This window comes from Bacillus sp. OTU2372, assembly GCF_038440275.1.
Classification (GTDB): domain Bacteria; phylum Bacillota; class Bacilli; order Bacillales; family Cytobacillaceae; genus Neobacillus; species Neobacillus bataviensis_B.
This window is the reverse complement of the sequence record NZ_JASATK010000009.1, coordinates 42555-63249: the sequence shown is the minus strand read 5'-3', so window position 1 is coordinate 63249 and position 20695 is coordinate 42555. Positions and strand designations below refer to the sequence as shown.

The 20695-nt window shown below is 37.2% G+C and carries 25 protein-coding genes; 4 read left to right on the top strand and 21 right to left on the bottom strand.

All coding sequences use genetic code 11. The annotated features are described in order from the left end of the window. Positions 1-14: 14 nt before the first annotated feature. Positions 15-1325 (bottom strand): ribosome biogenesis GTPase Der, encoded by a 1311-nt coding sequence (der, locus tag AAHB15_RS15720; protein WP_335572806.1) that lies wholly within the window; start codon positions 1323-1325, stop codon positions 15-17. Positions 1326-1502: 177 nt separating this feature from the next. Then, the gene (locus tag AAHB15_RS15715) at positions 1503-2111 is read right to left on the bottom strand and encodes a YphA family membrane protein (RefSeq protein WP_335572805.1); all 609 of its coding nucleotides are present in this window, start codon (positions 2109-2111) and stop codon (positions 1503-1505) included. 105 nt (positions 2112-2216) lie between these two features. Between AAHB15_RS15715 and AAHB15_RS15710 the strand changes: the two genes are divergently transcribed. Then, positions 2217-2363, top strand: coding sequence for a YpzI family protein (locus AAHB15_RS15710; RefSeq protein ID WP_144563004.1), 147 nt, complete (start codon positions 2217-2219; stop codon positions 2361-2363). 29 nt (positions 2364-2392) lie between these two features. On the opposite strand, the gene fni is transcribed toward AAHB15_RS15710, so the two are convergent. From fni to AAHB15_RS15640, 14 genes are all read right to left on the bottom strand, one after another. Further along, entirely contained in the window at positions 2393-3451 is a 1059-nt protein-coding gene (fni, locus tag AAHB15_RS15705; protein ID WP_335572804.1) for a type 2 isopentenyl-diphosphate Delta-isomerase, read from the bottom strand. 11 nt (positions 3452-3462) lie between these two features. After that, a complete protein-coding gene (gene rpsA / locus AAHB15_RS15700; RefSeq protein WP_335572803.1) occupies positions 3463-4602 on the bottom strand; it encodes a 30S ribosomal protein S1 in 1140 nt (379 codons plus the stop codon). A 162-nt stretch (positions 4603-4764) separates the two neighbouring features. Further along, the gene (locus tag AAHB15_RS15695; protein WP_144563006.1) at positions 4765-5346 is read right to left on the bottom strand and encodes a lysophospholipid acyltransferase family protein; all 582 of its coding nucleotides are present in this window, start codon (positions 5344-5346) and stop codon (positions 4765-4767) included. Between the two features lie 2 nt (positions 5347-5348). Next, a complete protein-coding gene (gene cmk / locus AAHB15_RS15690) occupies positions 5349-6023 on the bottom strand; it encodes a (d)CMP kinase (RefSeq protein WP_342042776.1) in 675 nt (224 codons plus the stop codon). Between the two features lie 202 nt (positions 6024-6225). Then, positions 6226-6441: a DUF5359 family protein gene (locus AAHB15_RS15685; RefSeq protein ID WP_342042775.1), complete on the bottom strand. Its 216-nt coding sequence runs from the start codon at positions 6439-6441 to the stop codon at positions 6226-6228. Between the two features lie 107 nt (positions 6442-6548). Beyond that, on the bottom strand, positions 6549-7898 hold the full coding sequence (gene ypeB / locus AAHB15_RS15680; RefSeq protein ID WP_335572800.1) for a germination protein YpeB: 1350 nt from the start codon (positions 7896-7898) through the stop codon (positions 6549-6551). Positions 7899-7913: 15 nt separating this feature from the next. Then, positions 7914-8657: a spore cortex-lytic enzyme gene (gene sleB, locus AAHB15_RS15675; protein WP_446715871.1), complete on the bottom strand. Its 744-nt coding sequence runs from the start codon at positions 8655-8657 to the stop codon at positions 7914-7916. A 136-nt stretch (positions 8658-8793) separates the two neighbouring features. Then, on the bottom strand, positions 8794-9486 hold the full coding sequence (gene prsW / locus AAHB15_RS15670; protein ID WP_335572799.1) for a glutamic-type intramembrane protease PrsW: 693 nt from the start codon (positions 9484-9486) through the stop codon (positions 8794-8796). 96 nt (positions 9487-9582) lie between these two features. Beyond that, on the bottom strand, positions 9583-10539 hold the full coding sequence (locus AAHB15_RS15665) for an asparaginase (protein ID WP_342042773.1): 957 nt from the start codon (positions 10537-10539) through the stop codon (positions 9583-9585). Positions 10540-10545: 6 nt separating this feature from the next. Beyond that, positions 10546-11523, bottom strand: coding sequence for a YpdA family putative bacillithiol disulfide reductase (locus tag AAHB15_RS15660; RefSeq protein WP_335572797.1), 978 nt, complete (start codon positions 11521-11523; stop codon positions 10546-10548). 135 nt (positions 11524-11658) lie between these two features. Next, positions 11659-12939, bottom strand: a complete 1281-nt coding sequence (locus AAHB15_RS15655) for a Glu/Leu/Phe/Val family dehydrogenase (protein WP_098533003.1) — start codon at positions 12937-12939, stop codon at positions 11659-11661. Positions 12940-13151: 212 nt separating this feature from the next. Next, positions 13152-13733, bottom strand: coding sequence for a genetic competence negative regulator (locus AAHB15_RS15650; RefSeq protein ID WP_144563013.1), 582 nt, complete (start codon positions 13731-13733; stop codon positions 13152-13154). Between the two features lie 74 nt (positions 13734-13807). Then, the gene (locus tag AAHB15_RS15645) at positions 13808-14593 is read right to left on the bottom strand and encodes a metallophosphoesterase (RefSeq protein ID WP_342042772.1); all 786 of its coding nucleotides are present in this window, start codon (positions 14591-14593) and stop codon (positions 13808-13810) included. Positions 14594-14610: 17 nt separating this feature from the next. Next, a complete protein-coding gene (locus AAHB15_RS15640) occupies positions 14611-14979 on the bottom strand; it encodes a hypothetical protein (protein ID WP_342042771.1) in 369 nt (122 codons plus the stop codon). Between the two features lie 169 nt (positions 14980-15148). Here AAHB15_RS15640 and AAHB15_RS15635 point away from each other — a divergent pair, with 169 nt between their 5' ends. The 3 genes from AAHB15_RS15635 to AAHB15_RS15625 are packed head-to-tail and all read left to right on the top strand — an operon-like array spanning position 15149 to position 16244. Further along, positions 15149-15379 carry a spore coat associated protein CotJA gene (locus AAHB15_RS15635; RefSeq protein WP_342042770.1) on the top strand — a complete coding sequence of 77 codons (231 nt, stop codon included), beginning with the start codon at positions 15149-15151 and terminating at the stop codon, positions 15377-15379. Then, positions 15376-15636 carry a spore coat protein CotJB gene (locus AAHB15_RS15630; protein ID WP_144563016.1) on the top strand — a complete coding sequence of 87 codons (261 nt, stop codon included), beginning with the start codon at positions 15376-15378 and terminating at the stop codon, positions 15634-15636. The genes AAHB15_RS15635 and AAHB15_RS15630 overlap by 4 nt, the downstream gene beginning before the upstream one ends. A gap of 38 nt (positions 15637-15674) precedes the next feature. After that, positions 15675-16244 carry a manganese catalase family protein gene (locus tag AAHB15_RS15625; protein WP_335575876.1) on the top strand — a complete coding sequence of 190 codons (570 nt, stop codon included), beginning with the start codon at positions 15675-15677 and terminating at the stop codon, positions 16242-16244. A 32-nt stretch (positions 16245-16276) separates the two neighbouring features. Here AAHB15_RS15625 and AAHB15_RS15620 read toward each other — a convergent pair whose 3' ends face one another. The 5 genes from AAHB15_RS15620 to AAHB15_RS15600 all read right to left on the bottom strand — a co-directional run bounded on the left by AAHB15_RS15620 (position 16277) and on the right by AAHB15_RS15600 (position 20690). Beyond that, positions 16277-16735: a DUF2663 family protein gene (locus tag AAHB15_RS15620; protein WP_342042769.1), complete on the bottom strand. Its 459-nt coding sequence runs from the start codon at positions 16733-16735 to the stop codon at positions 16277-16279. An 89-nt stretch (positions 16736-16824) separates the two neighbouring features. Continuing rightward, the gene (locus AAHB15_RS15615; protein WP_335575878.1) at positions 16825-17541 is read right to left on the bottom strand and encodes a LysM peptidoglycan-binding domain-containing protein; all 717 of its coding nucleotides are present in this window, start codon (positions 17539-17541) and stop codon (positions 16825-16827) included. Beyond that, positions 17534-18142 carry a CPBP family intramembrane glutamic endopeptidase gene (locus tag AAHB15_RS15610; RefSeq protein ID WP_335575879.1) on the bottom strand — a complete coding sequence of 203 codons (609 nt, stop codon included), beginning with the start codon at positions 18140-18142 and terminating at the stop codon, positions 17534-17536. The genes AAHB15_RS15615 and AAHB15_RS15610 overlap by 8 nt, the downstream gene beginning before the upstream one ends. Continuing rightward, positions 18139-19653, bottom strand: coding sequence for a RecQ family ATP-dependent DNA helicase (locus AAHB15_RS15605; RefSeq protein ID WP_342042768.1), 1515 nt, complete (start codon positions 19651-19653; stop codon positions 18139-18141). The genes AAHB15_RS15610 and AAHB15_RS15605 overlap by 4 nt, the downstream gene beginning before the upstream one ends. Further along, entirely contained in the window at positions 19644-20690 is a 1047-nt protein-coding gene (locus AAHB15_RS15600) for a helix-turn-helix domain-containing protein (protein WP_342042767.1), read from the bottom strand. The genes AAHB15_RS15605 and AAHB15_RS15600 overlap by 10 nt, the downstream gene beginning before the upstream one ends. Positions 20691-20695 lie beyond the last annotated feature (5 nt).

Sequence of the window (20695 nt, the reverse complement as noted above, 5' to 3'; positions counted from 1 at the left end):
TCACCCGCCTATTATTATTTTCTTTCTCGAGCATAAATCTTGATTGGGGTACCCTCGAATCCAAAAGCATCCCTTATCCTGTTTTCAAGAAAGCGCTCATAGGAAAAATGCATTAATTCAGGTTCATTCACAAACACAACAAAGGTTGGAGGTTTGACAGCCACTTGAGTTGCATAATAAATCTTTAAACGTTTTCCTTTATCGCTAGGTGTCGGATTCATCGCAACCGCGTCCATAATCACATCATTTAACACACTTGTTTCAACCCGCATCGAATGGTTTTCACTGGCAGTATCGATCACAGGCATAAGGGTATGAATTCGTTTTTTAGTTTTTGCCGATAAGAAAACAATCGGAGCATAGCTAAGAAATAAGAAATGTTCTCTTATCTTTTGTTCCAATTCCTTCATTGTTTTCTCATCTTTTTCAACTGCATCCCATTTATTAACTACAATCACGACAGCTCGTCCTGCTTCGTGAGCATAACCTGCTATTTTCTTATCTTGCTCAATAATCCCTTCTTCTGCGTTAATAACCACTAATACCACATCAGAACGTTCGATAGCCCTTAACGCACGCAGTACACTATACTTTTCTGTAGTCTCATACACTTTTCCTTTTTTTCTGATCCCTGCAGTATCAATAATGACATATCTTTGCCCGTTATAAGTATACGGTGAATCGACAGCATCACGTGTTGTACCGGCAATATTACTGACGATGACACGATCTTCTCCTAAAATGGCATTCACTAAGGAAGACTTTCCAACATTTGGGCGACCAATCAAGGAAAACTTAACTACATCTTCATCATATTCTATTGGCTTGGATTTAGGGAAGTGTTTGGCTGCCTCGTCTAATAAATCACCTAGACCCAGCCCATGTGACCCTGAGACTGGAATTGGTTCACCAAACCCCAATGAATAAAAATCATAAATAAACTCACGCATATCAGGGTTATCGATTTTATTAACCCCTAATACGATTGGCTTTTTGGATTTATAGAGAATTTTTGCCACTTCTTCGTCCGCTGCTGTTACCCCTTCACGACCATTTGTTAAAAAGATAATCACATCAGCTTCATCGATAGCCACTTCTGCCTGCTGACGAATCTGCTCTAAAAACGGCTCATCACCAATATCAATTCCACCTGTGTCAATTACATTAAAATCATGTGTTAGCCACTCACCTGAACTATAAATCCGATCTCTAGTTACTCCCGGAACGTCTTCGACGATGGAAACACGCTCACCGACAATCCTATTAAAAATCGTCGATTTTCCAACGTTTGGTCTTCCTACAATGGCAATAACAGGTTTAACCATTAAAATCGCCATCCTTTCTGATATATTTTACAATTGTGTTATTAGTTAGCATTATTCAAATTGAAAGTTCTCACGTAAGTAAAGAAACCCTTCTGTTAACAAGAAGGGCCTAACTTCAATTATTTTAACAATGTTAATCCTTTCCCGCAATGGAAAGGATTCTCCACTCAACCCAATTTATGAAGATTTTTGTTTTCCTTTTTCAAAAAAGTGATAGTGAGTCTGGATAAATGTACTTGCATTTTCGATTGCACTCCAGCCTACTAATAACGCAGATATTAAGGCACAGGCATCTAGATATTCAAACCCGCTTATCTCATAAGGAAAGGGAAACTTACTTAAGGTATAGGCATACAAAAACTCTCCTTGCATTGTTCCGCAAATTGTAATCAGTAATCTTCCTTTTAAGGTTTTCTGAAGCAGGATGGCAAGGTATCCAAAACAAATTCCCATCATCCATTCCTTTTTAAAAATAATCCATACCGGGTCAAAAATCTCAAACAAATGAAAGGCCACATACCCAATCGACACAATCAATGAACAGATAAAGAAATAAAATATTGCTCCTCGTTTTTCCTGGCTAATAAATAAATAGCAAATCATTAATAAAAACAATCCACTAACATGAATGTCAAATTCTCCAAGATTAAACTGAAAATTAGATAATAGGAGCATGATTAAAATAATTGCAGATAGTTTTCGCCGATATAGATTTTTCTTATCAGCCAGAAATGTGAGATAAACCCAAAATGACCAGCTAATCCAATAAAACATTAAACCACCCATACATACACCTCCTATTATTTTCATTATTGGTAATCTTTATGTACTTTCATACTTCCTTGAATAATATTTGATTCGTGAATCATCTTATTAAGAGGAGGTGTAAAAATGGGAAAAGACCGCCAAGAAAAAAAGCTAAAGGCTAGTAGAAGAGTGGAATCAGATCGTGATCAGGCATTACACTATAAAGGTGCTACAAAATTATCAAGTCCCGAGGAAGCTAGAGATCTTAATGATGGAAAATATGACGAATAAATGTTAAAAGCTCTCGCTGATGCGAGAGCTTATTTCATCTTACGGTTGCTATATTGTTTGGTATCGATGCTTCTTTGAGTTAACCAGTGATAGGTTTTACCTGAAATAATGATGGGTGCTTTCTTTAAGTCCGATATAGACTTTGCACCTAATGCAGTCATAATCATCGTTAATTCCATATGAAGGTTTTTAATTTCTTCGACTAAAACATCCAATCCTTCCTCTACAAGTATTTGCAAGAAGAAACCAGCTAAACCAATAGCACTGGCGCCAATTGCTAAACCCTTTGCAATATCTAAGCTTGAGGAAAAACCACCGGACCCAATAATCGGAATACCATTAGAAACGCTTGCTGCCTCAAGGATTGAAATCGGTGTAGGGATCCCCCAATTATTAAAAAACGGCAGCGATTGTTCCCTGCGCTTATTTTCTATTTCGGCAAAATTGGTCCCCCCGGAACCTCCCACATCGACAAAGGCAGCACCTGCAGAAAATAAGGATTCAACCGTCTCCCTAGACATACCGAAGCCGACTTCCTTAACAATAATCGGTACATCTACACCTCTGGAAATCTTTTCAATTCTATTTAAAGAATCAGTAAAATCCCGATCCCCCTCGGGCATCGTTAGTTCTTGAATGACATTTAAATGGATTTGTAAGGCATTGGCTCCAATCATATCAATGGCCAATTTAGCATTTTCAATTGTCGCTTCACTACCCAAATTGGCGATAACAATCCCATTTGGATTCTCCTTACGGACAATTTCATATGTATATCTTTCTCGTTTATCCTTGATAGCAGACATTTGTGATCCAACAGCCATTGCTACGCCGGTATGCTTTGCAGCGATTGCTAGCTGCTTGTTAATTTGATATGTTTTTTCTCCTCCGCCGCCCGTCATTGCATTGATAAAAATTGGCGAACTTAAAGAAAGTTCGCCAATTACGTCATTTAATCGAACATCAGACACATGGATATTCGGTAAGCTTTGGTGAATAAACTGGATATCATCGAAAACTGCAGAACGATTTTGCCTATCTTCCAAGGCAAAGCGAATATGATCCCATTTTCGTTCAGATCTTGACACTTACATCACCATTATTTTCCTAGATTCTTTAGTTTATCTCCGATCATTTCTCCAAGCTGGAACCCTTTAGATTCTTCAGGAAGCTCGTAATCAAAGTTTTCCTCAGCCTCTTTTTCAAGCAATTCCTTTATGCTTAATGATAAACGCTGATCTTTCTGGTTTACATCAAGAACCTTCACTTGTACTTCTTGACCCTCTTTTAAAACTTCATGTGGAGTTCCAATATGTTTATGAGCAATTTGAGAAATATGAACAAGTCCTTCTACACCAGGGAATACTTCCACGAAAGCTCCATAAGAAACTAATCTTTTTACTGTTCCGTTTAAAACACTTCCTTTAGGAGCCTTTTCAGAGATATCACTCCAAGGTCCCGCAAGAGTTTCTTTTATGGATAATGAAATTCTCTCATTATCACGATCAACACTTAATACTTTCACTTTCACTTGCTGTCCTTCTTGGACAACGTCAGAAGGCTTATTAACATGTTCATGGGATAACTGAGAAATATGAACTAAACCATCAATTCCACCTATATCTACAAATGCACCAAAATCAGTAATTCTTTGTACCGTTCCATCAATAACCTGTCCCACTTCTAAAGAACTAATACGGTTTTGTTTTAACTTTCCTTTTTCTTGTTCTACAACTGCACGATGTGAGAGGATTAAACGATTTTTTTCCTTATCTAGTTCAACGATTTTAAATGAAAGCGTACGTCCTTTGTAGTCGCTGAAATCTTCAACAAAATGAGCTTCAACGAGGGACGCAGGAACAAATCCGCGAACGCCAAGGTCCACAACTAGTCCGCCTTTTACAACGTCCTTAACCTCTGTTTCGAAAACCTCTCCAGCTTGAAATTTTTGCTCTAAGTTTTCCCAAGCCTTTTCAGCATCCACTTTCCGTTTTGATAGTACTAAAGCATCTTCTTCTACCTTAGTCACTTCTAATTCAAGTTCATCACCTTCTTGAGCGGCATCAGACGCCTTTTCAATATGAAGACTTGAAAGTTCACTGATTGGGATAATACCATCAAGCTTACTGCCTGGAATATTCACAAGCACCTGTTTTTCCTCAACCTTAGTAACTTGTCCAGTTACTTTATCCCCGATTTCAAAGTTTTTAACTTCTACTTGATTTAGTTCTTCCGACATATGTATTCCTCCTTATTCCATTTACTCTAAAAAATCTATATATGATTTGGTGAAAAGCAGACTGCATACACCATATATAAAATAAAACATAACCTATAGAATTTTCAAAAAAAATCTCTTTTTACTAACTTCTTACAAATAGCCTTTTTTGTCAAGCAGAACCTATTTATGCTCTTTTATAAGTTTATCAATTTCTGACATAATTAATTCAGTAACCTGCTCTGCCGAAGCTTTTGTTTGCCTCATTTCAGTCATATCGATTGGTTTACCATAAACCATTTTTAATTTTTTGAGACTTTTATACGGACCAATGACCGCACATGGAACAACATAAGCTTCCGTTCTTAATGCAAAAAAGCCAGCCCCTGAAAGTCCTTTTCCAAGTTCCCCGGTTTTGCTTCTGGTTCCTTCCGGAAAGAGTCCAAATACGTTTCCGTCCTTTAAAAGCTTTAATCCTGTCCGTAGAGCCTCTCGGTCACTGAATCCCCTTTTTACCGGGAATGCATTACATTTTCTAACGATCCCTCCAAGTACCGGGACCTGAAAAAGCTCATCTTTAGCCATATAATGCACAGGACGGGGACACATAATCCCGACTACGATTGGGTCGATTACAGAGATATGGTTGGAGCAAAGAAGCACTCCGCCCTCTTTTGGTATATTTTCTACCCCAATTGCTTGTATTCGGTACCACGGTTTGAAGATGGTATAAACCACCGATCTGGCGAACCCATAAAATGTCACACTCAACCAATCCTTTCATTCACCAGTGTCATTATTTTTTCGACAACATCAGGGATAGTCAAAGAGGTTGTGTCGATTTCAATTGCATCACTTGCCTTCTTCAAAGGAGCTACTTCTCTTTCTGAGTCAATCTTATCTCGCTTAGCAATTTCTTCTTTTAATTTTTCCAAATCAGAAGGGAAGCCTTTCTCCAAGTTTTCAGTATGCCGCCTTTCAGCTCTCTCTTCCACACTTGCTAGCAAAAATACTTTTACTTCTGCGTTTGGTAAAACATGCGTTCCAATGTCCCGTCCATCCATCACCACTCCTCCAGCAGTGGCAAATGCCTGCTGTCTCTTCACCATTTCTTGCCGAACTTTTGGCTGCCTTGCGACATAGGACACAGAATTGGTTACTTCGGCAGAACGAATCAAATCCGTTACATCAAGGTTGTCAAGAAAGACCAATTGCCCTTTATTAGATGGTTTCAGTTCAATATCTGTCGATAAGAGCGTATCCAATAATGTTGCTTCATCTTCCAGATCGAGTTGGTTAATGATTGCTTTATATGTTAATGCTCTGTACATCGCACCAGTATCAATATATATATAAGAAAGTTTTTCTGCCACAATTTTTGCTACTGTACTTTTCCCGGCTGCGGCTGGGCCGTCAATTGCAATTGATATTTTATTTTCCATAAATCCTCCTAAATGCACTCATGATCGTCTCATCTACCTTATTTATTTTACCACAAGATAAGGATATGCCTCTTTTTTTTATCATTTTAATAAAAGAAAAATCCAGAATGAAACCTAATTTTAATATTATAATTGCCCGCCATGATCCATAAAAAAATAGGAAAGTATAAACCTTCCGATTAGAGGAAGTATTTATACTTTCCTATTTCATTTGTTCATGCAATGCCTTTGGTTGTTCGTCTTTCCCTTGAAAGGTTTGCAGAATTTCAGTAATGGTATTTTCATTAACTCCTTCATACTTTGTTAAATTCTTTATTTGCGGAAAGATATTCATCTGGTGGAACAGTAATTGTGATAGGAATAGAAAGAGAAATTGAACTATCACCAATTTTATTAAAAATCTCTCTACCTTTTTCATGCCAATCACCCCAATACCATATGTTATTAGTATTGGAGCAGCTCGCCTAATTTATTCCTTGGTCATACAAATACGAACTGATAAAAAGGGAAATAACCGTGTTTTCCCTATAAAACATCTTCGTACGTTGCTTCAGCGTTTTTCAGCTTTTCTACTTCCTCTTCTAAACCTGTTTTAGCGTTTATAAAGATTCGGTACGTATCATCGCCCAATGTTCCTAAGAACTCATAACATAACACATCTTCATTTATATCATTAACAATCATCGCTTGCCGTTGTTCCATTACCTTTAATTTAGGATTTACTTTAGCCCGAGCTTGTTCAAGAGTGAGAGCAGGTTTTTCAATTGTCCGAGTTTGAAATGATTTTAAGTATTCTTCAGCGGAAACACCAATTATATCTCCATTATCAAGTGCTACTTTGACTTTCACTGCTTCTGGATAGATTCTCACTCCATTTATATTAGTGACTAAATCAAATACACCAACATTATCATACTGCGTACTCTCAAATGTTTCCAAATTCTCAAAGCCATTTTCCTTCAAAAATGCAGCAGCCTTATTGTTGGCATCATTTAAACTCAAGGATTGTTTTTTTATATCCCGGTTATTAATAAACCAAATCGGATGCCCAGCCTTTTTAGTAATATCCATACTAGCCTCTTGACCAGCTTTTTTATTTTCGATGGATATACTGTAAAAACCAAAATCAGAGCCCTTTCCATTGTCCGTGACTTTTACATTGGCATTTCCATCAAACTTTATATACTTTTTCGCAATTTGGATAGCGTCTTTTCGAGTAATGGTTTTCCCTTTAATTTTATTAAAGTTTTCATCCTTCTTTTGCAGGTTGGAAAAGGTAGGGCCCATATCTGATTCTTCATAGGTTGATACTGTTTTTTCAACGGTCTTAAAACCATCAATGATCGTATTGTCGGTGTTTTCTTTTCCGGAGGCAAGTGCGAGTTCCACATCCATCCAACGAAGATTATTTTTCAAAACCATATGCTGTACATTTCGCAGCTCGTTTTGAATATCACCAGACTGCTTGTAAAGTACTTGAAGCGTTTTATATTCCTTATTTGTTAATGGTTCCTTCGATAAATCTCTAACTGCCGTACGATAGCTAAAATTTCCAATATTGGCCAAGAATTCTTCTGTTTTATTGAAAGGTAATAGTGTTAACGGCAGCTGCCCGACATCCCCATGTGCCTGCGAAGTGAGTCTCCATACTTCTATTAAGGAGGGCGATAAGGATTCTTTGGAATTCATCGCAAGTGTAGTTCCAATTTTATCGTTTAATAAATCCATACGGTAAGAAAGATTGTGGAATGCCCGTTGATAGTTGTTTTCCGCATTGATAAGGATCGCATTTTTTTCTTGATGTTCTTGGTAACCCCAATAAGCTGTTCCCGCAATACCAACAGCGAGAACACCTATCAATATTCCTCTAATCAAATTGAACTCACCCCTCTATTTACAAAAAATATGCTTGCCAATTCGTTTTATTTGCGGTCTGCCCCAAATCCATCCACTTGTGGCAGTGGCCGGATTAAAGTAGTACAATGCTTCCCCCGTAGGATCCCATCCATTGATGGCATCTATTACCGCCTTTTTGGAAGATTCATTTGGTGTCAGCCAAATTTGCCCATCAGCCACGGCTGTGAATGCACCAGGTTCAAAGATAACACCGGAAACAGTATTTGGAAATGATGCACTATTTACTCGGTTCAAGATTACAGCAGCTACTGCTACCTGACCAATATATGGTTCTCCTCTTGATTCTCCATGAACGGCATTGGCCATCAAGCGGATATCATTTTGTGAGTAACCTTTTGGTGTGTTTAATGCTGTCGGCTTTTTTGCAGCAGCCTTAGGTGGAGCAGATTTTTGTGCGGTTTGTTTGTTATATTTCGTGGCTTTTGTTAATTTTGCTTTGGTTGTCGCCCCAGCAATTCCATCAATTGGCAGACCAAATTCATATTGGAAATTTCGTAATGCCCAATACGTCCCCCAACCAAATACCCCATCTGTTTTTCCGTGGTAAAAGCCTATATATTTGAGCCTTGATTGAAGCTCAATTACATCCTCTCCTACCGCTCCTCTTTGAATTACTTGATTTGAAAAGGCATGTACCGGTTGGCCCTCCAAAAAAGAGACTGGTATCGTGCATGTAAAGATTAAGATGAAGAATCTGATTAGGATGCTTTTCTTTATCATGGAATAATAACCCCCATTATGAATCTTTTTTACATTAAACCTATTTTTTGTTTTATTGGTGTTTTTATTCCATTTCATGCAGAAAAAAACCCTTCAACAATGTGTGAAGGGTTTTGAAATGATTTGAAGTTGGTTAAACAGGTGCTTGTGCCTTTTGTTCTGGATATTGTTTTTTAAAATGATTGGCACTTAAAATTTTTGCTTTTTTTACTTTACGCAATCCAAACCACCAAAGGAAAACCATAAATGGCAAAATAATATACAACCAGTTTTTAAGTGAAATTAAAATAAAATCATAGGATCCATGCAAAAGAATTGGCAAAAGCAGTGATAATAATATCCATTTTGCTTTATTACCTTTCGTAAATTTTGCTTTTCCGAGATAAAAGCCCATAATAACGCCAAATAAAGCATGACTTGAAACCGGTAGTAAAGCACGAGTCATGGCATGCTCAATTCCATTGGCCACTAAATAAAAGATATTTTCAACAGTTGCAAAACCCAGGGAAACGGATACTCCATATACAATACCATCAAACGGTTCATCGAATTCAACATGCTGATATATGAGATAAAAAAGGATAAACCATTTAAAGAATTCTTCCAAAATGCCTGAACCAAAAAAGGCATCTAATAAATCGGATTTTAATAAGTGCTCAGTTTCTAAAACATGTTGGATAAACATAATAGGAAAAACGAGCAGAACCCCATACAAAAATGTCCGAAAAACAAAGGAAACAGGCTCTGGTTCATATTCATCTTTTAAATAAAAGTAACTTAGTAAGGCCAAACCTGGAGCAATTCCGGCCGATAATATTCCAAGCATTCTGGACCTCTTTTCCAATCCTTTTTCTTAATGGTACCATGTATAGCCCGCAAAGAAAACGAAAGATTCATTCCAGCGACCGAATTAGACCACGATTTAAAAGTTGATGTTTTCTAAACCGCTTGCTATCGCAACAGCCAATTTCATCCTTGCCTTCTTGGAATCATTATCACTTCCAAGAATAACTCCCTTTTTATAAAGGTCATATGCACTACCTTCATAATCATAAGTTGTATAGACAGCCCCTTCTTCAGCACTGGTTGTAATCACTAATTTTATCCCTGCATTTATGGACCTTTCGATTTCTTCCATCATTTTCGGAGCTACTTGGCCTCGTCCTACTCCTTCAAGAATGATTCCAGCAACACCTGCTTCTCGGGCAGCTTTAATAAATTTCCCATCTGCTCCGATATAGCACTTAATAATTTCTACATCAGGAATTGGGGATTTTATTTGATAATGCTCTCTTCTTATCGGTTTTTGGAAGACGTGGACATTGTCATTATCAATGATTCCAAGGTATCCGAACCCAAATACATTAAATCCTTGGATGTTAGAGGCATGTTCCTTTTTGACGTATCTGGCAGCAAAAATTCTTTCATTAAAAACAACTACTGTGCCAACATCGTATAAATCAGGTGAACAAGCCGAATAGATGGCATGGCGTAAGTTAATGTATACATCACTGCCTAACTCTTCCGGTGAACGCTGCGAGCCTGTGACAACAACAGGCCGGCGATCGTTAATGGTTAAATCAAGAAAATAAGATGTTTCCTCCATCGTATCAGTCCCATGGGTGACAACAATACCTGAAACGGTCTCATCCTTAAAATAATCCTCTATTTTATTCTTTAGAAAGACTAAATCGTCAAACGTAATATGTATACTCGCTTTTTGAAAGACAGAGTCGACAATTACTTCTATCTCAGTTGGCAGATTACACATTGCAGCCAGTTCTTCTCCAGTTATAGCTCCAGAAGCTAATTTTCCAGAGGATTTATTTGGTTTGCTGGCAATCGTCCCCCCTGTTGTTAATAGGACAACCTTTTTCATGATTCATCACCCTTTAGCATCATTTTCTAGTATAGATTGTGCGATTTGTCCGCCATGAAAACGGCCATTTTCAATAAAAATCTCATTTGCATTATTTCCTGCTGCAATCACACCAGCAATAAAGATTCCGCTAATATTGGTTTCCATCGAATCTGGATTATAAAAAGGTCTTCCTGTTTCTTCATCAATTTTAATACCCATTTTCACTAGGAATTCATGATCAGGATGGTATCCAGTCATCGCAAAGACAAAGTCATTTTGTATGGTCTTTAGTTCCCCATCCTTAACATATGTTACTTGATCAGCTCTAATTTCTTTTACATCGGCTTGAAATTCCATTGTGATGATCTCATTTCTTACTAATGATTCAAACTCAGGCAGAATCCATGGTTTTATACTTGGTGAATATTCCTTGCCACGGTATAAGACCGTTACCCGAGCTCCTGCCTTTACTAGCTCAAGTGCGGCATCGACACTTGAATTTTTACCTCCAATGACACAAACATCTTTATCAAAATAGGGATGTGCCTCCTTAAAATAATGGAAAACCTTTGGTAAGTTTTCACCCGGTACATTCATATAGTTAGGATGGTCATAATAACCAGTTGCAATTACAACATAACGAGTCTGATATGTATCTTTATCAGTCTTGACCTGGAATAGTTGTCCCTCTTTAGGTTTAGATACTGCTGAAACTGTTTCAAAAGCATTAATCCTCAGCTGTTTACGCTTAGCAACTTCCCGATAATACACAAGTGCCTGGTTCCGTTTGGGCTTGTAACTATCTGTCACAAAGGGAAAACCGCCAATTTCTAATTTTTCACTTGTACTAAAAAAGGTTTGATGGGTGGGATAATGATAGATGGAGTTTACAACATTACCCTTTTCGATTATTAAAGGCTTCTTCCCAATTTCTTGTAAGGCAATCGCTGCTGCTAAACCACAGGGACCACCACCAATAATGATGATATCTTCTATTTGCATTAAGGCCAACTCCTTAAAAACGGAATACTTATTATGAAAGGATATTTTACTACAAAAAAAATCTCCTACCGTAACATGATAGGAGATTTTCCATTTAGTTTCAACAAACAAAACTTTCAAAATCGTACGGGTAGATTAAATCCAGCCTCTAAATCGGCTGGCTTCAGCCATTTTCCTTACCCCGACCATATAGGCAGCAAGCCGCATATCAACCCTGCGAGTTTGCGCAGTATCATAAATATTCTTAAATGATTTCACCATTACTTTTTCAAGTTTTTCTTCTACTTCTTCTTCCGTCCAATAATAGCCTTGATTATTTTGAACCCACTCAAAATAAGAAACTGTTACCCCGCCAGCAGATGCTAGTACATCTGGAACAAGCAAAATTCCCCGCTCAGTTAAAATTTCGGTTGCTTCCAAGGTGGTTGGACCATTCGCAGCCTCAACCACAATTTTCGCACGAATATTATGAGCATTTTCTGCTGTAATTTGATTTTCAATCGCCGCCGGAACAAGAATATCGCAATCAAGCTCAAGTAATTCTTTATTCGTAATGGTATTATTAAATAATTTTGTTACCGTGCCAAAGCTGTCCCGTCTATCTAAAAGATAATCAATATCTAGACCATTGGGATCATACAGGGCACCGTAGGCATCTGAAATACCAATTACCTTTGCACCAGCATCATGCATAAACTTAGATAAATAACTTCCTGCATTTCCAAAGCCTTGGACAACTACCCTAGCTCCTTCAATTTGAATGCCCTTCTTTTTTGCCGCTTCACGAATACAAATGGTTACACCTTTTGCAGTTGCAGATTCGCGGCCATGTGAACCTCCTAATACGAGTGGCTTCCCTGTGATAAATCCAGGGGAATTAAACTCATCGATACGGCTATATTCATCCATCATCCAGGCCATAATTTGTGAATTAGTAAATACATCAGGAGCAGGAATATCCTTTGTTGGTCCAACAATTTGGCTGATAGCTCTCACATAGCCACGGCTAAGTCTCTCAAGCTCTCTAAACGACATATCACGCGGGTCGCAGACAATACCGCCTTTCCCACCGCCATATGGGAGGTCGACTATCCCACATTTCAAACTCATCCAAATCGAAAGGGCTTTCACTTCAGTTTCAGTTACGTTAGGATGAAAACGAATACCACCCTTTGTTGGTCCCACTGCATCATTATGCTGCGCACGGTACCCTGTGAATATTTTAATAGAACCGTCATCCATTCTTATGGGAATTTTCACTGTCAGCAAACGTAATGGCTCTTTTAAGAGCTCATATACTTCTTCAGGATAACCTAACTTTTCAAGGGCTTTATGTATAACTGTCTGTGTTGATTTCAACACATCGTGCGGCTCTCCCTCTTGATTAGTTTGACCATTTGCTTTTTCGGCTACCATTTGAAATCCTCCTAGAAAAAATGCTTTACGAATGTTGTCTTCTTTCAGAGACAAGTATACACGTTTAATGGATTTATGCAAGAAGAAAAACACACACCAAACCTGAATTTGTAAACGCTTTTATAAATCAAAAAAACTTTCAGAACACGGAGATTTTTAAAGACTTTTTAAAGGGGCATTCGCCCCTTTAGTATGATATTGATTTTAACAAGTTATTTAAAAAAATGGATAATCGTTTCAACAGCAAACTGTTTCATCACAGGTTTTCCATATTCAGCAAGTACGTATGGACTTAAAATGGACGGAGTTCCAAACTCCGATAAAATACAGGCCGCTTTTTCCTTTTTATCAGCCTCTACATGCTCCATTAGAAGGTAATAGCGATTATGCATCCAAAAGAGACTTCCCCCATAAATGTCTACAATTGAAAGTCTTTTGGCAAGGCCGACTAAATCCTCAAATTCACTAAACTCATATAAGAGATCATCGCATCCCTCAACCCTTACCTGCATTTCGATATAACCATCATATAATAACTCTTCATCGTCCTTTACTTCATCAACGGTGATGATTAAAATCATTCCTTGGGCCTGAAGAGAGAAGATTTCTACAGCTACAGAGCCCTGGATATCAACATCAAATTCCTCACTTGCCTCTTCGAGCATATCATGAAAAAGCTGATTCCATTTACTTGAATCCTTCCAAATATCCTCTTTTGAAAGTCCTCTTTCAAATAAATCATCAGAGGTTAAAAAAATTTTTATTTTATTGGCCGTTAAGCGTTCTAAGCGCATGCCTTTGCCCCCTGCCGTGACGTAACTCTTGTTTTCAGTGTATGCCGCAGGGGATTATTGGTGAATTGTCTACCTCACCCTCTTCTTTCGGTTCCTCGTTTTAATGTAATAAGATGAGTTTCGGCAGGGGCCCCTAACCTTAAAGGCAGAGTCGTTGTTCCATATCCATTACTAATTAAAAGAATGGTATTTTCAAGCTTTTTTATCTTGCCTTTTTCAAAAGGGCTATACCCTAGAATATGTATTTGTCCTCCATGAGTATGTCCGCTCAGTACCAAACGAATATTGTGCTCAGGCCGGATCTTTTCTGTAATCGTTGGAATATGACTAGCTAATATTTTAAAACTGCTTTCTTCCGCATCCATTAGGGCAAAATCAAGCCGGTCTCTCTCTTGGCTGCAGTCATCAACCCCCAGGAGAGATAATTTTTCGCCACGGTTTGACTCAAAAGTTACAGCTGTATTATCCAAGACTTTTACACCTATATCAAGTAAAGTGGCATCCAATTTACGGAAATCCACTTCATAATCATTGTTTCCCCAAACAAAATACACAGGGCCAATTTGTTTTAATTTCACTAAATTTTCCTTTACTTGTGGCAATGGTACCCCCTTTTCGGTTAAATCTCCTCCAATAATAACAAAGTCCGCTTTCCCTTTTACATTTTGAATGATTACATCTGAAATAACCCGTCTATGAATATCTGAAATAAAAAAAATGGATACTTTGCCAAAAGAAGCAGGAAGGTCTGGAAAAGTTAACTCATGCTCTACTACTTTATTTAAAAAGGCCTCTCTTACCATAAATAAGAGGAGAAGGATCCCTCCCACAAACAATAACACAATTGTCCCCCATATCATTTCTTGTTCTCCCCCTCTTACAGTTCTACGGAAATCATACCATAAAGAAGACTTAAACTAAAAAAGACAAGTGTGTGCTCCCAGCCGATTTGGAAAAGAAGTATAAAAACGATAATCAGACCAATATATTCGGTGAATAACTGTACCATCCATCTGAAATGCCTCACCCAGCCTATTCCTGTTCGATCTCTTAATTCTCGGATAAATTTACCGCTGCACACAATCCCGAAAAAAAATGCCAATGAAGCTGCAATAAACTTTAAAGGATTGAGGACAAGGGTAATTAAAAAATCTGAAAGTACAAATGGATGATCGATTGGTACCCATTCAATCAGTAAATATCCACATATAAAGATAATTAGAAGCAGCGAAATTCTTTTAAACATAATGATCCCTCCCATACAGTGTATGAGAAGGATTATTTATCTTTACCTCTTGCGAGTTTAAGTCTTCCTTAATCTACATTAAAAACTCATATTTAATATTAAAGATTTATGTCATGTAACTAAAATAATCTCATATGTTTAAATGATATCGAATAAAGGGAGGGCGACTATGAATACACATTTCAAAACCTATCATCCTTATGCTAGTCCGTTTGACCCTTGTAGGCCAATACTTGAAAAAGCATACTCCACCCCACCAAATTTATATATGGGCTTTCAGCCGCCAAATTTACCTCAATTTACGCCACAAGAAGCACTTAGGGCAGGGACATTATGGAAGGCCTTTTATGACCCCTGGTTCGGCCCGCTTGAACCAGATAAAGGGGGACTCCCGCAATGAAACAAGTTCCTGCGGAATATTATCAACTGATGGAACAGCTTCAAACAGTGGACTTTGTATTAGTTGAATTAACCTTGTATTTAGATACGCATAATGATGACCTAGAGGCCATTAATCAATTTAATCATTATGCCAAAGAGAGAAAACGTATAAAAAAGTTATTTGAAAGCCAGTTTGGACCTTTACAGCAATACGGGAACAGCTACTCTGGATACCCTTGGAACTGGGATGATACACCATGGCCATGGCAAGTTTAAAGCGGAAGCAGTAAACAACGTTCAAGGGAGGATCCATAATGTGGATTTACGAAAAAAAGCTACAATATCCTGTACGAGTTAGTTCGTGTAACCCAAGATTAGCGAAATATTTAATCGAGCAATACGGCGGTGCCGATGGAGAATTAGCAGCTGCACTCAGGTATTTAAACCAAAGATACACAATTCCCGACAAGGTAATCGGCCTTCTAACTGATATTGGAACAGAAGAGTTTGCTCATCTTGAAATGATTGCTACAATGGTCTATAAATTAACGAAAGACGCTACACCTGAACAGATAAAAGCTGCAGGCATCGAGGATCATTATGTTGACCATGACAAAGCATTATTCTATCATAATGCCGCGGGTGTTCCATTTACTGCCACATATATTCAAGCTAAAGGGGACCCAATTGCAGACCTCTATGAGGATATTGCAGCTGAAGAAAAGGCGCGGGCTACTTATCAATGGATTATTAATATTAGCGATGATCCCGATTTAAATGATGGATTAAGATTTTTACGGGAAAGAGAAATTATTCATTCACAGCGATTCCGGGAGGCCGTCGAAATCTTAAAAGAAGAGCAGGGCCAAAAGAAGATCTTTTAATTGGTAATAAGAAGCAGTTGAAGGTCTGCTTCTTATTTCTTTTCATGATATAAGTTAATATCATATTGCTTTTTCATTATTTCAAAAACAACATGGCGGTTTTTCCATTCCTCTTCCTTCTTCCACAAATCTTTACTTCGATCCACAATCTCGCATCTCAATTCTTGATATTCCTTTTCCTTTTTTTCCTTTTGCTGTTTTAACAGATTCATTGCCCCAAACCCAACTATGATGAACGCCAAAAAATAAACTGCAACTGAATCATTTAATATTGCTGACAACATGGTTATAAAGTTATAAGAATATTGTTTAACAAAAATAATATAGAAATAAAGCGAAAAGATAAACGCCAAAAAAAGCGTTCCATAAATCGACATATAATGCCACTTTTTAACGTCATCGAATTTTTTCTTTCTCTTTCTTACATTTTCTAACATTTGCTTTGTCGCCTGATCGGTATATTCAAGGTGTTGGATTGGTGTATCCATCATGTCACCCTCCCTATTTCAGATATATATATTTATGTTCTTGTCCTAAAATTTATGTTGTAAAAGCCAAAAAAAAACCGATCAAAGATCGGCTAGTTTAACGGTATTTTGAGTACTTGACCAACATATATATTTTCACTTTGCAGTCTATTAGCTTCCTTAATGATGGTGACACCATTTTTAGAATGGTAATACCTTATAGCTAGTTTAAATAGTGTCTCTTTAGGCTTTACCGTATGATAAATCGTTTTACTTGTTTTTTGAGGTGTAGTTGGAGTCGTCTGACTTTTTACTGCCTCGATTGGCTGACTATTTTTATCAGATACCTGCTGATTTGCTGTCCCTTGATTTGTAGTGGCCACAGGAGATCCAGCAGAACTTTCAGCAGACTCATCTTCCTGCGCGGAAGTTTCTACACTTTTTTCCTCTGGAGCCGTCATCTTGTCGGCTTCTTGATCAGATTTCGATGATTCATTTATCGAATCCTCATTTTCAGGATCAGCCTTTTCAAGATTAATGGTTTCATATCCCACTGAATTTCCGGAAGTCTTTTGTGTTCCATTGACTTTCACGCCGCCATCCCGATACGATATCACACTAAAAATGATGATGGGAAGTAGAATAAAACACAAGACTAATAGCCGGATTATCGGATATTTAACCTTCCATTTTGTTTTCTTTTTCTTTTGTCTGTGGACCTGTTCTCTCGGCGGCAGCTTATCACTGTCCCCATCCACCTTTTCATTTATTTTTTGAATCCGTTTTTTTAATCGTTCCGCTTGGTCTCTGTATGGTTCTTCTTTATTCACAGAGTTGTTCCTCCCTGTTCATGTCATCTGATGTCAGTCTAAATTTTATATATACTCCCAGAAGAAAGTCTATGACAAAATGCATCATAATGGTTACTGCTAAATTACCTGTCCATTTGTAAATAAACCCTATCAAAAAACTTAAAAGGATAATATTAAAAAAGAGGTACCAATTAAAAAGGTAACGATAATGAATGATGGCAAAGATAATACTAGCTATTACTAGACCAACCTTTGTTTGAATAATTCCCCGGAAAAGCAATTCTTCACTAAACGCCACAAAAAGAGCAATGACGAATGTATGAAATACATGTCTATTTTTAAAGATCCTCTCATTTAATCCCCCGTCATCATAAAAGGATGCAGGCAGCAGCTTCATTAACAAAACATCGGCTAAAACAATGATTACACCTGCTGGAATACCAATTGTTAAAATATGATAATCTGTCAAATCTATATTTTGAATATACGAAAAATGATCATATAATATTGCTCCCAAGATGAGTGAAATACCTAAAAGGATGATTTGTGTGAAGTATAAGTGATATAACAGCTCTTTATCTGTTAGATCTGTGATTATTTGATTATACTTTCTTTTCATTCACTCAACTCACAATTTATTAGAATTTTCGCAAGGTAATCCTTCCAATTCTCTTTACGAGCCGGTAGGGATGTTATATTTCCAGGTGCCTGGAAATCTCTTAAATTGACACCACAGATATCACAGCAGGATGGATTTTTATGGATCATTTCTTCAGCAAAATAATGTAAAATAAATTCACGTCTACATGAGTCGGCATTTATCAATTTTTTCATATAGTCGATATTATTAAGTTTTAATTGTAATCTTTCTCTCACAAACTCTTTCAGTGAAGTTTTTAACCTCTCAAGATTTTTAATTTCGCGGTCGGGGTTATTTACGTAGTCCTTTATGATTCTCCATTGAATTTCTGAAAACCCACCAAGTATACCCAGCTCCTGATTTAATTCGATTTCGCCATCGGTTAACAAATGCTGTTCGGTTAAATTGGTAAATAACCAATCAATTTGCTGCTCAGATGGCAATTCACCCTCAGCAAGCTGAATCGGAAGCTGCTCATCACCTGGTGCGTATATAAGGATGGCAACACTAGGCAGCCCATCTCGCCCTGCCCTTCCAATCTCCTGTAGATACGACTCAATCTGCATCGGCATATGATAGTGAATAATAAAACGAATATTTTCTTTATTGATCCCCATACCAAACGCACTTGTGGCACAAACAACATCAAGTTGATTGTGAATAAACTGCTGTTGAATTAATACCCTAGAATTCGCATCTAATCCGCCATGATAAGCCATTGCTTGACAAATTCCTTTTTCCATCAACAGAGAGGCCATCTGATCAGCTGCCTTCTTACTAGAAAAATATATAATACCTGGCTTTTGCAATTGTGATACTAGTTCAATAATACGATTTTGTTTATCGTGATAATCAGTTAATTTTTCAAAATGGAAGGCTATGTTAGGGCGATCAATGGTTGATTCTATTTTTATTATTTCGTCATTATCAAGCCCGAGGGACGTTACAATATCTTCACGCACCTTTTTGGTTGCAGTAGCTGTAAGAGCAAGTGTTAATGGACTGCCTAATTTCTTCCGGATATCACCTAGCTTTAAATAGTCTGGTCTGAAATCAAATCCCCACTGTGATATACAATGGGCTTCGTCTACAACGAATAAAGAAATGGTTTGCTGCTGAAGGATATTTATAACGAAAGGAACCCTTAACATTTCCGGTGAAATAAAGATAAACTTATAATCTCGTAAATGACGAAATACTTTATTTCTCTCTTCTAAGGAAAGAAAAGAGTTCAACGCAACTACTCTTTTCTCTCCTAACCGGTTCATTTGCTCAACCTGATCCTGCATTAAAGAAAGTAATGGAGAAATGATTAGAATCTGCCCACTCAAAAGATAGCCAGGTAATTGGTAACACAATGATTTTCCTGTTCCTGTCGGGAGCATAGCTAATGTATGCTGACCGGAAAGAATGGTGGTTATAACCTCTTTTTGTCCTTTTTTAAATGAAGAATAACCAAAATACTTTTTTAAAAGAATTTCTAATTCCATTTTCTATCACCATACTTCGCCAGTACTAACCTTATTTGAAGATAAGTTGCAGTCTTCAATTGATCCTTAATCAGTTTTAATTGTCTCGTTCCAATAGATCTTGAAAGTTCAATAATCTTTAATTGTATAGCTTTATCAACATAAGGATCGATAGAGAAATTTTCAAGATGCAATGCAAATTCAACTAAATGATCTTCAATTGTACTTAATTTTAAATTTCTTAAATCTGCTATTTTTTCAGGCGTATTTCCCTGTATTAAAAGATTCCAAGTCTTCCTCGAAGAAAAAGTTAACACATCCGCCTTCTCTAAATCTTTAATTAAAAAAGTCAGCATATTAAAGTAACTAGCATCCTTTATAATCTTTTGAATTATATAATGCAGTGTATTTATAAATTCAAGCTGATAATCGTGAATGTCTATATTAAGCTTCCTAGCCGCTTGAATTGCCGTTAATCCTATTTGCTGAAAGCCAGTTAAGCGAAACACTAAAACAGAAGGGTCTAAATCCTTTGCTCCCTTAAAGCAGTTGATCAATTCCGAATATAAAACCGTGCCCAATTCATTCCTTGGTATTTTTATTTCCTTTAACATCGATTTAAGCCAATTATGGACATCTTTGTTTTTTTGAATAGGGATGTATTTGGCTTCCTCATAGACAAGGTTTGAAGTGACTTGAATAAAAAACGATAATCTTTCCCAAAACAACGTGGTATAGGAGTGAAAGGTCCAGCCATTCAGGTAATGATCCATTGATGTAGTTTCTATATGTTCTAATCCAGAAACCGTTACTCGGTACCTTTGTTCACCGCAGCCACCAATTAAATTTTTTCTAGATAATTCTTCTATGATTTGTTCAAAGTTTTCTCTTGTAAGTGTATCGTAGACACCAAAGTATTCCTTTATGGAGAATAAATGAGCATCTTGAATGGTTTGCGATGATTTTTTTCCATTTAAGAGGTGATAGATGGAATAAATGGTCCGTTCGCTATTAAGTTGTTTTAAACAATATAGAATTACGGTTTCTAATTTCAGCATCTTTC